The sequence below is a fragment of the Arundinibacter roseus genome, from assembly GCF_004348825.1.
Lineage (GTDB): Bacteria > Bacteroidota > Bacteroidia > Cytophagales > Spirosomataceae > Arundinibacter > Arundinibacter roseus.
On the sequence record NZ_SMJU01000003.1, the window covers coordinates 143,596 to 159,077 of the forward strand.

The 15,482-nt window shown below is 43.3% G+C and carries 10 protein-coding genes; 4 read left to right on the forward strand and 6 right to left on the reverse strand.

Annotated features, from left to right (window positions below; genetic code table 11):
* Positions 1-100: 100 nt before the first annotated feature.
* Positions 101-1,174: an ACR3 family arsenite efflux transporter gene (gene arsB, locus EZE20_RS05395; protein ID WP_132115316.1), complete on the forward strand. Its 1,074-nt coding sequence runs from the start codon at positions 101-103 to the stop codon at positions 1,172-1,174.
* A 128-nt stretch (positions 1,175-1,302) separates the two neighbouring features.
* A complete protein-coding gene (locus EZE20_RS05400) occupies positions 1,303-3,600 on the forward strand; it encodes a S9 family peptidase (protein WP_132115318.1) in 2,298 nt (765 codons plus the stop codon).
* Between the two features lie 227 nt (positions 3,601-3,827).
* Here EZE20_RS05400 and EZE20_RS05405 read toward each other — a convergent pair whose 3' ends face one another.
* Positions 3,828-5,366 carry a DUF5060 domain-containing protein gene (locus EZE20_RS05405; protein ID WP_132115320.1) on the reverse strand — a complete coding sequence of 513 codons (1,539 nt, stop codon included), beginning with the start codon at positions 5,364-5,366 and terminating at the stop codon, positions 3,828-3,830.
* Positions 5,367-5,857: 491 nt separating this feature from the next.
* Here EZE20_RS05405 and EZE20_RS05410 point away from each other — a divergent pair, with 491 nt between their 5' ends.
* On the forward strand, positions 5,858-7,855 hold the full coding sequence (locus EZE20_RS05410) for an alginate lyase family protein (RefSeq protein WP_228713570.1): 1,998 nt from the start codon (positions 5,858-5,860) through the stop codon (positions 7,853-7,855).
* A 793-nt stretch (positions 7,856-8,648) separates the two neighbouring features.
* Here the strand turns inward: EZE20_RS05410 and EZE20_RS05415 are convergent.
* The 4 genes from EZE20_RS05415 to EZE20_RS05430 are packed head-to-tail and all read right to left on the reverse strand — an operon-like array spanning position 8,649 to position 12,158.
* Positions 8,649-9,617 (reverse strand): UbiA family prenyltransferase, encoded by a 969-nt coding sequence (locus tag EZE20_RS05415; protein ID WP_132115324.1) that lies wholly within the window; start codon positions 9,615-9,617, stop codon positions 8,649-8,651.
* 2 nt (positions 9,618-9,619) lie between these two features.
* Positions 9,620-10,306: a transmembrane-type terpene cyclase gene (locus tag EZE20_RS05420; protein WP_132115326.1), complete on the reverse strand. Its 687-nt coding sequence runs from the start codon at positions 10,304-10,306 to the stop codon at positions 9,620-9,622.
* Complete coding sequence (locus EZE20_RS05425) at positions 10,303-11,211, reverse strand: glycosyltransferase family 2 protein (protein WP_132115328.1); 909 nt, start codon at positions 11,209-11,211, stop codon at positions 10,303-10,305. Before EZE20_RS05425 ends, EZE20_RS05420 begins: the two co-directional genes overlap by 4 nt.
* Positions 11,208-12,158: a glycosyltransferase family 2 protein gene (locus EZE20_RS05430; RefSeq protein WP_132115330.1), complete on the reverse strand. Its 951-nt coding sequence runs from the start codon at positions 12,156-12,158 to the stop codon at positions 11,208-11,210. Before EZE20_RS05430 ends, EZE20_RS05425 begins: the two co-directional genes overlap by 4 nt.
* Before the next feature lie 745 nt (positions 12,159-12,903).
* On the opposite strand from EZE20_RS05430, the gene EZE20_RS05435 reads away from it, so the two are divergent.
* A complete protein-coding gene (locus EZE20_RS05435) occupies positions 12,904-15,108 on the forward strand; it encodes a TonB-dependent receptor plug domain-containing protein (protein ID WP_228713572.1) in 2,205 nt (734 codons plus the stop codon).
* Here the strand turns inward: EZE20_RS05435 and EZE20_RS05440 are convergent, their stop codons facing one another.
* On the reverse strand, positions 15,109-15,414 hold the full coding sequence (locus tag EZE20_RS05440) for a hypothetical protein (protein ID WP_132115332.1): 306 nt from the start codon (positions 15,412-15,414) through the stop codon (positions 15,109-15,111).
* Positions 15,415-15,482: the final 68 nt, after the last annotated feature.

Genomic DNA, 15,482 nt, shown 5'->3' on the forward strand with positions numbered 1-15,482 from the left:
AAGACCAATATTTGGTAAACGCTTTACCACCAAAATTTCAGGTTCGTGCTGGAACTGTTCGATCGAAAATCTACTAAATCAAAATCCCTTACTTACGTATATGTCTTCAAATACCTGTGCTCCGGCCGCCAATCGAAAAAAACTCGGCTTTCTTGATCGTTACCTTACGGTTTGGATATTTATTGCTATGGCGATTGGTGTTTCCCTTGGAAATTTCATGCCCTCCATTCCGGCCTATATTAATACATTTTCAAGTGGAACGACCAATATTCCGCTGGCGATTGGACTGATATTGATGATGTATCCGCCATTGGCGAAAGTTAAATACAATAAAATGGGCGAGGTATTTCGCAATACCAAAGTGATGACTGTCTCGCTGATCCTGAACTGGATTGTCGGGCCGATTCTTATGTTTTTACTCGCCATTATCTTTCTGCCCAATCATCCTGAATATATGGTCGGTTTGATTCTGATTGGACTCGCCCGCTGCATTGCGATGGTCCTGGTCTGGAACGAATTGGCTGAGGGAAGCCGCGAATATGCCGCGGGTCTTGTGGCGCTGAACAGCGTCTTTCAGGTTCTGCTTTATAGTTTTTATGCCTACTTTTTCATTACCGTGTTGCCTCCTTTGGTTGGGTTGGAAGGTCTGGCAGTAGATATTACGATTGCAGAAATAGCGGTGAGCGTTGGAATTTATTTGGGAATTCCCTTTGCCGCCGGCGTTCTTAGCCGGATTGGCCTGACGGCCCTAAAAGGCGAACTATGGTATGAACAAAAATTCCTTCCTTTCATTTCACCAATCACCCTGATAGCCCTTTTGTCTACTATTATTCTGATGTTTTCTCTGAAAGGGGAACTCATTGTTCAATTACCGGGCGATGTACTTTTGATAGCCATTCCGCTCGTGATTTACTTTGTAGTTATGTTTCTGGTAAGCTTTTTTATTGCCAAAATGCAGGGCGCAGATTATTCACAGAACGCGTCCATTGCCTTTACTGCTTCTGGCAATAATTTTGAACTTGCCATTGCGGTGGCAATTGGAGTTTTTGGTATCAATTCCGGGCAGGCGTTTGTGGGGGTAATCGGACCTTTGATAGAAGTACCGGCACTCATTGCCCTGGTCAATGTGGCTTTTTGGCTTCGGGATAAATACTATAAAGCGGAGATGGTTTGAGGTTGAGAAATGTGGATCTGCGCCAACTTTAAAGAGGTAAACCGGCAAAGAACACTCCCATGAATACTAGTCAAATCCCCAATAAAATTACGTAACTACCGGTGCTCAAATACCATAGAACCCAATATATGAAGAATACAATTTTTACCCTGCTCTTATCTGTACTTTTATTCCCTGATTCAGGATTTGCCCAGGGAAAATTGGAGGATTATGCCAAAGCCATTCAAATGAAAAAGGCAATGGATAAACTTTACAATACACCCCCCACCATTCATTGGTCAGCGAGCGGTCGATTGGCCTGGTACTTAATTCAAACACCACTCGGGAAAGAATTCTTTTCCGTTGACCCGGCTGCAAAAAGCCGCCAACCGGCATTTGATCAGGGAAAATTGGCTCAAAAACTTGCTGCCATGAGTGATGCTTCTATCGATCCATATAATCTGCCATTTACCACACTATCGTATAGTCAGGATGATCGAGTGATTGAATTTTCCGCAAGTGGTTATGAATGGTCATATAATCTTGCCTCTGATTCATTGCTCAAAAAACAATCCGTATTTTCCAGAGCACCTGGCTATTGGGGTGCAAACAGAGAGGAGCAGGCAGACAAATCCACGGAAAAACCTGTTGTTTCTCCCGACGGCGAATATAGCGCCTATATTAAAAATCATAATCTGTACATTCGGTCCAAGCAAACGAACCTGGAAACCCAGCTTAGTTTTGATGGGGCCGAAGGAGAATATTATTCTGCTCTTATTCAATGGTCCCCAGATTCTAAAAAATTGGTCACAAACAAAGTACGGCCCGGACAGAAACACCTGGTCTATTATGTTCGTTCCTCGCCCGAGGATCAGCTACAACCCAAACTCGAAAGTCGGGACTACCTCAAACCGGGCGATGTTGTGACGGTCCGACGCCCCCAATTATTTCTAGTTGATAAAAAAATGCATTTGCCCATTGACGATGTACTATTCAATCATCCGTACAATACCACCCGACCAGTATGGCGTAACGACAGCCGTTCCTTTACATTCGAGTACAATCAGCGCGGCCATCAGGTATATCGGGTTTTGGAAGTCAACGCCACTACAGGTGCCGTTCGGGCGCTCGTGGACGAACAGTGCAAAACCTTTTTTACCTACTCACCCAGTTCCAGCTCGAGGAAAAGATTTCGGTATGATCTCGCCGACGGCAAGGAACTCATTTGGATGTCGGAGCGCGACGGATGGAATCATTTGTATTTGTATGATGGACAAACGGCTAAGGTTAAAAATCAAATCACCAAAGGTGAATGGGTCGTACGGGATGTCATTCATGTGGACGAGGGCAGTCGAACGCTCATTTTTGCAGCCGGAGGTATAAATCCCATGGAAGATCCGTACTATGTGCAATACTATCGAATTAAATTTGACGGCACCGGACTCACGCCGCTAACGACCGAAAACGCCAATCATAGTGCCTTCTTTTCGCCTGATAAAAAGTACTTTGTTGACCTGTACTCTCGTGTAGATATGCCGCCCGTTACGGTCATGCGCTCAGCTGCCAACGGTGAGGTAGTAATGGAATTGGAAAAAGGTGATATTTCAGAATATGCAAAAGTAAACTGGCGCGCCCCTGAAGTATTTACTGCCAAAGCACGTGACGGTAAGACGGACATTTGGGGAGTTGTCGTTCGGCCAACAAACTTCGACCCCGCCAAAAAATACCCCGTCATCGAGTACATTTATGCCGGACCGCATAGTGCTCATGCCCCCAAATCCTTTATCGAAGCAGAACGGCCGCGTTTAATGTTTGAGTTGGCAGAACTTGGTTTTATTGTGGTTCAACTAGACGGAATGGGGACCTCCCACCGCTCCAAAGCATTTCATGATGTATGCTGGCAAAACCTGAAAGATGCCGGATTCCCCGATCGGATCTCGTGGATGAAAGCAGCAGCAGCAAAGGAACCGGCCATGGATTTGAGCCGGGTTGGTATTTTTGGCAACTCAGCCGGAGGGCAAAATTCGGCAGGTGCTTTGCTGTTCCATCCTGATTTCTATAAAGTTGCAGTATCGTCATCCGGTTGCCATGATAATCGCATGGATAAAATTTGGTGGAATGAACAGTGGATGGGTTATCCAATTGGTCCACAGTACGAAGAATCTTCAAACGTAACACATGCACCTAAGTTACAGGGGAAATTATTGTTAATATTGGGCGAAATGGACGATAACGTGGACCCTGCATCGAGTCTGCAACTGGTAAACGCGCTTGTCAAGGCCGATAAAGATTTTGATTTTCTGATGATTCCCAACATGGGTCATTCTATGGGTGGCGCATACGGCGAACGTAAACGGCGTGACTATTTTGTGAAGCATTTGCTGGGTGTGGAACCACCTTCCTTTGAGGAACAATTGGCCCTTGAAAAGGAGGGAAATAAGGATTGAAGAAACCTGTTAAAAAATCAAATGAATGCGCCGCTATATAAACAAAAGAAAGACTTTGATACATCTCAATCCAGCCAAGGAGGCCCTCCCGCAAGCCTCCAAAGCTGGCAATTCGAAGGGAGTGATAGCTATATAATTTTTAAAAAATTATGGATTGTGTAGGCGTGGTATACACAAAGCCAATCCAGTAATCCCCTGGTTGAGCTGATGTGTATCAGCTGCTTCCATCAATCAACGTACATCCGGACAGCCGTATATGGAGTCGTTGTTTTGTAGGTGTACAGTCCTGGCTTTGTTACCGACCGTTCGAGGGGCTTCATGGTCCAGGTGTCCAGCACTTCCACTGTGTAGTCTTTGGTGCCCGGCAGGTTTAGTTCTATGACCTGTCCGACCTCGGCTACGTAGGCAAGGTAGTAGGCTCCTGGCTTGGAGAAAATATACAGGTTGGTGCTTAATTTTTTGGGGTCACCAGGGTACAGCAGTTCAGGAGACATTTGGGTGACTGGCGCCTGCTCCATCACGGACTTGAAATAACGAATTCGCTCGGGGCTTTCGCCCATCAGAGTGCCGCCTTTGGCCCACCAGCGCACTTCGGTGTCCTCGTCGGCATCGTTGCGGAAGGTGTCGCCGTGCGTGGGATACCCACCGCTCAATCCGGCCATCCAGAAATAGCTCGCCATTTCCTGCCCTTTCATGTTGCCCCAGCTACTCTTTACGTCGCCCTCGTAGCGCATTTCGTCAAACAGTAAGGGTTTCTGGTACTGCCTGCGCCATTTGATTGCGTTGTAAAACTGGGCGGTCTGCGTGCTCACATGTGTAACCCAGGGGCGGTTGTGGTCAAAAAAATGGTCTTCCGAATCGTACCAGTTGTGGATGCCCCGCAGGCGCTGATGCGGATCTTCCCGTTGCAGCAGGCTACCGATACCTTCCCAGTCAATGGCGGTCTTTATACTCGGTACGTCCCATTCGTTGGCCAGCGACCACCACACGTTTCGATAGGCCGACAGGCGGGCGATCATGTAGCGGACGTACTTCTGGTTCATTTCTTTCCCCATCCTGCTGTAACCCCAGGAGTCATAGGGGTGAAACAGAATGACATCGGCCTGAATGCCCAGATCAGAAAGCTGGGCTACCCGCGCGTCAAAATTCCTGAAGAATTCATAGTTGGGTTGGGTCAGGTCATTTATGGTGTCTTTACGTACAAAAGGGTACGCCCAGGGTTGGGTTTCGTTGCCATACTGGTAATGTTTCGGAAACACGCACATCCTGATCTTGTTGAAAGGAGCTTTGGACAGCGTTTCTAGAGTTTTTGCCTGCACCGATTGCTTCACGCTCGTCCACTGGTAGGCTGTTGTACCCACGGCGTAGAAGGGTGTTCCATCGGCGTAGCGCAGGTAGTGCGTATTGACGATTTTTACCGGACCGTGGTTGGAACCCGTTGGGGCCGCGCTGCGAAAACTCCCTTTCTTAGCCGAAAGCGCCGAAACGTTGCTCGTGGTCTCATACGTCCACCTTCCCTGGCTGGGCGGCGAGAACCGCACGCGGTACGTACCCCCGCCATCGTAAAAGCCGGGTACTTTGATGCTGTGATTCCCGCTTTTAAACGTAGCGTCGATATTCACTTCCATAAAAGGATTGCCGGAGGAGGGGCCGGAAAGTACCAGTTCGTACACTCCCCATTGTTGGGTTAAGGTATTTTTGCCGGATTGGGCCACTACCACCAGCGTAGCACAAAGAAGCAATATCGTAAGGATAGATCGGTTCATAACCTGAAAAGTTTGGGATGATTGTGTTGTTTGGATATAAAAGCCTCCTTTACAGGCATTCTCCTATATTAATTTACTCCCGAAGAATCCAATCCAGGCGATATAACCATTGACGGGTAGGTCCCAGTGGCCTTCGAACGGGGAGAGCCGGTTTGGCTGGCGCCGAGCCGATGGATAGCACACAGTAGGCGGCTAAGATTGATACGATTCGGCAGTAGTTAAAAGAAGTAAATGGGGTTGATCATTCAGTTTGGATGGTAAGGTGTGTCACTTTATTTTTTCAATGGAAGAAATGAGTCGGGTGAAAAGGCTACTCATACGGCATTGGGACTGCCTTAGGTATATTTGCTGTTTTTTCACACAGTAGGCAAACCATAAAAGTTCTTTTATTAAAGAGATTAGTTATCAAAAAATTCTGCGTCATGATACCCCTAACCCATACCCGTGTACTCCCGCTCCTTCTCCTTTTACTCCTTTTTTCAACCCACCTCTTGGCCCAGAAAAGGTGGCAGGATCTTACCTCCGTCGCTGATGTTTGTGCCTTTGCACCGGAGACCATGCGGACCATGCTGGATCAGTTTGACCTGGGTACCGCGGGTATGGAAAAAGTAAAGCGGGCTCATGCCGACGGAAATCTGGTACAGGCTTGCACGGAGCTTCTGGCTTATTACAAAAACGGAAATACGGCTTCATACCTTCATATTAAACAGCCATCAACTTCTGTCAGGACCGTAGCGAATGCAGATACTACGCTGAACTATGTGTTCTTCGTGCAGAATGTACGGGGCGTACTACCGCTGCTGCCCGACGGCCACCGCGACTGGCACTACAAAGGCCCTAACAACGACCGCGAATGGGCATGGCTCTCCAACCGACACTCGCAGCTATTGGAGGTTTACAATGCGTATAGGGAAACCGGTAATCCAGCCTACGCTCGGTACATTGATGCCTTCCTGCGTGATTTTATCATCAAAAGCATGCCCTATCCCGCTGCCAAAAGCAGCACATCGGTTTGGCGGGGGCTGGAAGTGGCGGCCCGTGTAAAGGCCTGGTCGAGAATTTTTTATGGCATGATCAACAGCCCCCACCTATCGCCAGCCACGCAGCTGTTGATGCTGAGCAGTTTGCCCGACCACGCCCATTACAACCGTCACTTTCACGGCGGTAACAACTGGCTGACGATGGAAATTTCGGCTTTGGCGACGGTTGCCACCAATTTTCCCGAATATAAGCAGGCGGATGAGTGGCTCACCTATTCCATTGGAGCAATGACCGAAAGTATGAAGGGGCAGGTGTACCCGGATGGCATCCAAACTGAGCTTACCTCGCACTACCACAACGTGGCGCTGGCAAATTTTGAGCTTTTCAAAGACATCTGCGACCGTGCAAATCGTCCTCTGCCGGATTTTTTCAATCAGACCATCGTAAACATGTACGACTACATTGCCCGGGCGGTGCGTCCCGACGGGTACCGTATTCTGAACAACGACGGCGATCGGGGCAGCGACCGGGATTTGCTGATGAAGGCAGCCAAAAAATACAATAAACCCGAATGGGCCTATGCGGTCTCAAACGGAAAGAGCGGAAGGAAACCCGTAGATGGGCCGTCTTACTTTTTTCCCTGGGCGGGGCAGTTGGTTTCCCGGAGTGGGTACGATGCGCAGGCGCACTGGTCGTTTTTTGACATTGGGCCCTGGGGTAGTGGGCATCAGCACAACGACAAGCTTCATCTGTCGGTGACGGCCTACGGGCGCGATCTGCTGGTGGACGCCGGGCGCTTTGCCTATACAGGTGAGGTTGCCGGTAAGTTCCGGCCCTATGCCACGGGCAGCGCCGGACACAATCTGGTTCTGATCGACGGCAATGGGCAAGCCCCCGGCCCCAAACTGGCCGAAGCACCGCTAGATGGCAGCCAAGCCAAAATCACCCCCGAGTTCGACTACGCCACCGGTCAGTTTGCCGATTTTAAAAACGTTACTGGTACCGCCGTGCATTCCCGCGCCATGCTGTATATACGTGGGGAATTTTGGGTAGTGGTAGACCGCATCCAAACCGACCGACCCCGGAAAATAGAAACCCTCTGGCACTGGCACCCCGACTGTGCAGTAACCCAAGCCGGCACTATCGTCAAAACTACCAATCTCAAAGGCAATCTGGCGGTGATTCCAGTAAGCTCCTCCGGAATGGATAACACGAAATTGGATGTACGTTTTGTCAAAGGGCAAGAGCAGCCGGAAATACAGGGCTGGTATAGTCCGGAGTATAACGTTTACTCGCCTAACAACGCCACGATCTACACCACCAATATCCCGAGCGATCAGACATTAGTATGGCTTCTGCTTCCTTCTGAAGGTGCCACCCCCGCGGTTCAAGCCAAAGTGCTTTCTGAAAATGAAAAGGAGGTGCAGGTGGAGGTAACGGCTAAGGGCAAGACCTGGAAGCTTGTGGTGCCGTATAGGGAGAGTGAAGGAGTGGCAGTAAAAAGGTAATATGAAAGCATTAAAAACGGATAGCCTGCTTTTTTCAGGTTGTTATTCTGGAAAGGAATTGTTCCAAAAGTAGTAGGAAATACAAATTGGTTATCCGCCTATGACACTATTACTTTTACATCAGGCACGCAGAAAATCTACAAAACTGCTGGTTCGATCCATGTGGGATCAACTCATTCATTAAAAACCGGGTAAGGGCTAGCGCTCCAAAATAGCCTAATTAAGGCTTTTAGAAAACAAAACTTAGGTAAATTCCTTACTTCTGATAATGTTTAATTATCAGAAGTAATATTTTCTGTAATTCCAACGGGTTTAAGTCTGTTTGTGTGTCTACTCGAAAATTAGGGAGGATGATAGTGAGACGCAATGGGAAGGTTACCTTTACTGGACTTTTGAAAAAATGCAGAAAGCAAGTTTTAGGAAGTAGAGTAGTGTAATTAAATCTTAAAAAGGTGACTTTTAAGAATGGGCTAACCCAATAAAGTACATCATTGGTTTTATTGATCGGTGAATATTCCTATAAAGAAAAGTTAGAGTTTGAGGAATTTTTCAGGCGGCCCTGTTTGCTCAGCCTGACATTCAAAATTATATACATTTTAATTCACTCATCAATATTAAGGAGTTGAAGTTTGATGGTACGTGTAACTTTTTCAAACGTATTAATTAATTCCAAAATACTGATCGTTTAATCATTTTTTCTAACCAATTTTGAATGTAATTCAATTAAAACACAAATTCGGTCAAATGAAAAGAGTTGAGGGTATCAGGTAAATATGGGATAGTGGAATGTAAACTAAACCGATATTTTATTATACATTTTTACAAGTATCGCCGAATGAAATACTAATAAATGAACTACTAAAAGAACCAGATTTTGATAATTTTGCCAACAAAGTAAACCTAAAAGACAGAATACAAATAATGTATAAGCATCATATAAGAATATTCTATGAGCTTCTTCATTTGTTACTTTGAAATACACAATCCGTATATTTTGATAACTATGTATCAAAACATAAAAAAGTACTATATAACAAACCAATGGCAGAATGAAGGATATCCAATGGATAGAAAGAGCAAAAACTGTAAAGGCTATAATTTCTAAAAACAGTAGAAATAATTCTGTATTTTTTCGGATAACCTCGTTGATTCCAACAACATAGGTTGTCAAGCCTGCTTTCTGATCTTTTTCTTTATCACCATACTGATGTATGATTAGAGCTCGCACACCCATGGCAAAAAATAGCCACAAACTGCCTGAAAAAATGAACAGGTAATTGTTTTGAAAATCCTCTTTAAAAAGAAAGACAAAAATAAAGAGTGAAGGAAATAATTGAGAAGCCAAACCATCAGCCAGTAAATCAAGAAATGGCTTTTCTTTTAGCCTGATGGAAGTAGCAGAGTATACGTAAAAACATAACCAACTTAAACCATAAAAGAGAATAGACAGCTTATAAGAAAGTAAAAAATAAGTGTAAACCAAACCTGTAAGCATGCAAAGTAGTAGGCTTACTACCCTAAAAAATGGGGTAATTCCTGCCATTCCGTTTGGCTTGCCAACTTTTGTGTCAACTTCCAGATCAAAGTAGTTATTTATTAAGCTAGCCCAAATCGCCAGTAAAATAATACCTACTAATAAAAAGAATATTATTTGCAGTTGTTTTTCAAAAACTGTAAATGGATTTTTATAGTAAAATGCATACATAATGCATAAAAAAGGAGCTAATTTGTTTTTCCATGTTGATAAACGGATAAAATTCATTCTTAAAATGTTTTCCAGGGATTTTTACCCTCTTGTTTCATTTGGTGGTAAATCAATACCGTATAATACATTTGTAGAATAATACATACAGCCATCAGCACCATCATAAATGGATTTCCCCATTGATGATGAAATGGATTAAATGAAATTTCTAAAACATAGATGATAATACTTATTGAAAGCGCAAGACCAATAAAAAAAGATTGTCCTTGCGAACTTTTTCTCTGGAAGAGCATGGCAATCATACAACCGGGAACAAAAAGAAAGACAATAAAACCAACCAGGACTTCGGCAAATAGTAGCTCTTTGGTAGTTATATTCTGTAATTGCGAAAAGTAACCCTCTGCATAATAGTTTAACATGAATGCTAAAACTAGTGTAGTGATGCTTAATAAAAGCCAATGTACTTTATTTATGGAGTAGTACATTTCAAAGGATTTATAGCTATACCTGAAATAAGTATAGGTAATACCCAAATCTATTAAAAACCAGGATAAGTTTAAATAAAGAGATATACCGTAAGAGGGGTAAATAAAAACATGAACAAATTCCCAGGTAAAATTTAGGGCAAGTGCAACGAGTGGCATGCCGTGTGCTTTGTCTTTTATTCCTTTTAGGACAATCAGTAAGTAAGCAGATGTCCATAACAAACCTCCTATTGGTACCAGCAACGCAATAATGTACTTCATTTTATTTTGTTTGATAATGCATTAGAAACTATTCTTACAAGTATGGTTGGTTTGCTAAAAATGAAACAGATCTCTTTCCATATTTTGGTTAAGTTTTCTCTATTTTTAATCAAGACAATCAGTAACCTTATGGTATCTTTTACCTGGTATTGTTGAATGATACTGTTTTCTTCTTTTGTTAAATCATCCCTCAAATGATTTAACAATATCCCGGTATCCCATTGACGTCGTTGATTTTGCGGTGTGGTCTTTAATTTGTTCCTTACAACTTCATCCTCGCGTTTTTCCCACAAAATTTCACTTATATAACCTACCCTGCAATTTTTGTTTTTGAGTACGCATGCGATTTGTAAATGCCAATCTTCATATTCCAAAGTCAAATTATTCCAGCCATCGCCAATGAATGTACGCTGCATGACAACACCGGATGTCGGTGCCGGACAATAGTTTAAGACTATTTCCCTAATTTCTTTATATTGGAAAACATGATATGTGTTATTTACAAAGTGTTGATACTTAAACTTATGAAGTTGACATGTTGAAAAAACAGCATCTAATTTTTCATTTGTTAAGAAATCAATTGCTTTTTCCAGATAATCCGGATACCAGACGTCATCAGAATCCAGCGTAGCAATTAAAGATCCTTTTGCCGCGGAAAGTCCGGTATTCCTACTATGAGATTTACCAGTATTTGATTTAAAGATTGGAATTATTCTGTCGCCGTAACTTTCTAATAGTGATTTTGTATTGTCGTTAGAACCGTCATCTACTACAATAATTTCAATATTTTTATACATCTGACTAAGTACACTCTCAATTGCATTATTTAGTACATCAGCACGATTATAAGTTGTAATAATTACCGATACATATGGTACTTTCCGTGTTTCACTAGCTAACTTCATCTTTGCGTTTGTGGAATTTTTCGAATTAAAATTTTGAGTATTCCTGTTTTTACCGCAAAAAATAGCAATTTAGGTTTGGAAAATAGTTCAATAAAGATTTGCTTCATTTCTTTTCCAATTTTTCGTTCCAAAATTGAAAAACAAATCACCAGAATTTTATTTTGGAGTATTTTTGTAAAAAATATTTCCTTCTCCCGGTCACTCATGAGGTCTTTAAATGTTGCGTTGATCAGGAGTAAATCGTCAATAATTAACTGCCTAAAGGCAACACCTTTTCTGCCATCACAGATATTGCTTGTATCCACATTTTTTTGCCAAAGTACCTGATCAGTAAAACCCACTCGACTTTTTGGATTTTTAAAAATCATTTCGAGTTGTAAAAAATAATCATCCCCTATATTTATTTGTGGGTTCCATCCAAATGGTATTTCCGACTTTCGTACGATTAAGCTTGAACTAGTTGCCAGGGAATCTTTTATCAAAATTTTTCTAAATTCTGAATACTCAAATACATAGCAACCACTTTTCGGTATATGCCTGCTTTTGAGAAATTGCGCAAGAGCATTGACTTTAATTTTTGATGAGATGTGGTGTGCCCAATTAGAAAAGAACATATCTAATTGATTTTCAAGCATATGTTTGACACTCAGTTCAAGAAAATCTTCGTTCCAGATATCGTCCGAATCAAGCGGTGCTATAATCTCTCCTTTGGCCAGGTGTAAGCCTACATTTCGTGTGTCGCCTTGTCCGGAATGATCTTTTTGAATATAGCGTATTTTGTTTCCATAGGTAGTTACAACACTTTCTGTATTATCCGTAGAACCATCATCTACAATAATTATTTCCAGGTTCTTATAGGTTTGATTTAAAACTGCCTCAATTGTAGCGGGCAGGGCGTAGGCACGATTGTATGTAGGTATTATAACAGATACTAGTGGCTGATACATCTGAAAAAAGAAAAAATGGAATTATATGTGACATAAAATGAATACTATTTCCTGTTATTCCATTTCGTGCATTTAAACATACTTTTGCAGGTTGAATTGTAACTATTAATTTCTTTAAAAAAGTGTGTTCAATAAGTTTAGTATACTGTGGTGTGAAGTCCTGTTTAGATCCCTGAATGTGCCCTGAAAGGGTTTTTGCCGTTATTTTTTGGTTAGTAAACGTACCATTTGTTGCACTGAGAATTTATTAAATAGTGAGTTTTCTTGTACCTGAACCAACGATAAGTACGCTCTTCAACCAAATGTTATGTATGATAGAGGTTATAAAAGTAATATGTAATTCTAAAATACTCAAAAGTAAATTTTCATTGTGGCGAACCCTCGTAGCCTTTTGTCACCCTGGCCCAGGTAAATGACTGAATATTGCCTGGTTTAGAGATTTAATGCTGTCGGGTTTTGCTGGCCAATTCTTTTTGGAAGCTGGTATAGGGAGAATGTTTGTTAGTTCTAGGCAGTCAAAATAACTTAATTATCAGGTAGTCAATTCATTAGTCAGCCGTATTGGTGGTTTTTTGGTTCAATAAGTCCCAGGAAATAGATCCTGTTAACCTGCACATTTGAACCCAAAGGAGCTATTAATGAAAAAAGTATGAAGTGCATTTGTTAGCTGTATGCTCAGAATTGGTAATTTTCCTTCCTGGTAAAAATCTCGTTTACTATTCATTACTGTTTACCAATTCAGCTCTTGAAAAATTTTGTGTTCAACTCAATATTTCTTCTTTTTCTTGGCTCATGTACGAATGTGGAGGCACAGGTGAGCCGGAATGATACGTTGCAACTGGACGAAGTGGTGGTGTCGGCATCAAGATTCGGCGAAATCAAACGTCTGCTTCCCTTTCAGATTGAGCAGATAATGAGTCAGGAAATAAGCTTCCGAAACGCACAGACCTCCGCCGATGTGCTTGCTCAGAGTGGACAGATCTTTGTACAAAAAAGTCAGGCAGGTGGTGGAAGTCCTATTTTGCGGGGATTGGAAGCTAACCGAATTTTGCTGGTGGTCGATGGTGTTCGGATGAACAATGCGATTTTTCGGGGCGGACATCTGCAAAATGTCCTGAGAATAGATCAGCAGATGATTGAGCAGGTAGAGGTAGTCTTTGGTCCAAATTCAGTGGTGTATGGCAGTGATGCCCTCGGCGGGGTGATTCATTTTAGAAGCAAAATGCCCACGTTGTCCCTGACAAATAAACCACTTCTACAAACTTCTGCGATGGCCCGGTATTCATCAGCGGCCAATGAAAAAACAACTAATGTAACATTTAACTATGGTCGTCAAAAGTGGGGATCGCTCACTAGCGTTTCGTTCTCTGATTTCGGGGATGTACGTCAGGGAGAAAATCGACGCAAAGAATACCCTGACTTTGGGAAAAGGTACTTTTATACAGTCCAACAGCAGGGGCAGGACGTGATGCGTCCGAACCCGGACCCAAACCGACAGATAGGCACAGCGTATGCACAGTTGGATTTATTTCAAAAGGTTTTGTTTCGACCGACAGCAAAAAGTACCCACGTGCTCAATTTGCATTACTCCACAACAACTAATGTTCCTCGTTATGACCGACTGACGGTTGTATCAAATGGTCTGCCGCGCTTTGCGGAATGGTACTATGGACCCGAAAAACGATTGATGGCATCGTATCAATCGTTTTATTTTGGCAGTAAATATTACGATGAATTGCAGGTTACAGCGGCTTTTCAACGGATTGAAGAAAGTAGAAATAGTCGGACGTTTGGGAGAGATTTATTGAAAAGTCAGGTAGAAAGCGTGCTGGCGTACAGCCTGAACATGGATGCACAGAAAAAATCGGGACGAAATACCTTTCGCTACGGCCTGGAATGGGTCTACAATTCCGTTCATTCAGAAGCTACGAATACTGACAGGAGTAGCGGCAGTCAGACAGCCGCCGATACACGTTACCCCGATGGGGGTAGTTCGATGAACTGGTTGGCACTGTACGGAACCAATCACCTGCAACTTGCCGAAAAGTGGTTTTTGCAGGGCGGTCTTCGGCTCAATCAGGTTAACCTGCGGGCTGCCTTTGTGAGCCGTGAATTTTTCCCTTTTCCCTTTGATCATGCCGCACAGGCATCTACGGCTTTAACCGGAAACCTTGGCGTAGTGCTGATTCCGGGGGTAAAGAGTAAGGTATCTCTGCTGGGTTCCACGGGATTTCGGGCACCAAATGTAGATGATTTAGGAAAGGTGTTTGACTCGCAGCCGGGTTTGGTCATTGTGCCCAACCCAATGTTGAAGCCGGAATACGCCTATAATCTGGAAGTTTCGGTTGAAAAATGGCTGGCTAATATGCTGAAATTTAACGGGACTGTCTTTCATTCCTGGTTGCAGAATGCCCTGGTAACGTCCCCTTTTCAGCTCAACGGAAAGGATAGCTTGCTGTATAATGGACAAATGAGCCGGATAATTGCCAATCAAAATGAACTCCGTGCGGCCGTCCGCGGCATGAGTTTGGAGTTAAATTTGTACCCGGCGAAAGGGTGGCGGGTGATGGCTACCTATAATGTAACAAAAGGTACAATTCAACAGTCGGACAAAAACAGAAGCCCGCTGGATCATATTCCTCCACAGTATGGAAAAGGTAGCGTTGAGTGGACGTATAAAAAATGGCGCATGGAAGCATTAAGTATGTTTAATGGCTGGAAACGTATTGAAGAGTATCGGTTGAATGCTGAGGATAATGAGTCGGGTGCCACACCGGATGGCATGCCCTCCTGGTGGACGCTCAACCTGCGTGCCGCTTGTCGACTCTCCCCTACTTTGACAATACAGTTTGCCGCAGAAAATTTGCTGGACACCAACTATCGGATGTTTGCCAGCGGGGTGAGTGCACCGGGACGTAACGTATTGATAGCACTTCGAGCCAGTATTTAATTACTGATCTCCTTCCGAAGATTCAATCCCCAACTTTTGTTTCAACGCTTGATTTTCTAGAACATACCGCTGAAGCTGCCCTTTCAGGTAGGCATTTTCCGAAAGCAAAGCTGAAATCATTTTTTCTGTTTCATCATATGGAACCTGCTCCTCCGCATTTTTTGCCTGATTGGCATATCCACGGCAGGTTGAAGTACAATACTTTGCCGTGGAGCGACTGGCGTAGTATACCGTTCCACACCACAAGCAGGTCTTTTCAAAAACCTTAGCATTATATTTAAAATCCGAACGATCTAACTTTGGCATGAGCGAATTGATTAAAGTATAAATAACTGCAATAGGAACGATTGTACAAAGATATGCATCAGAAAACT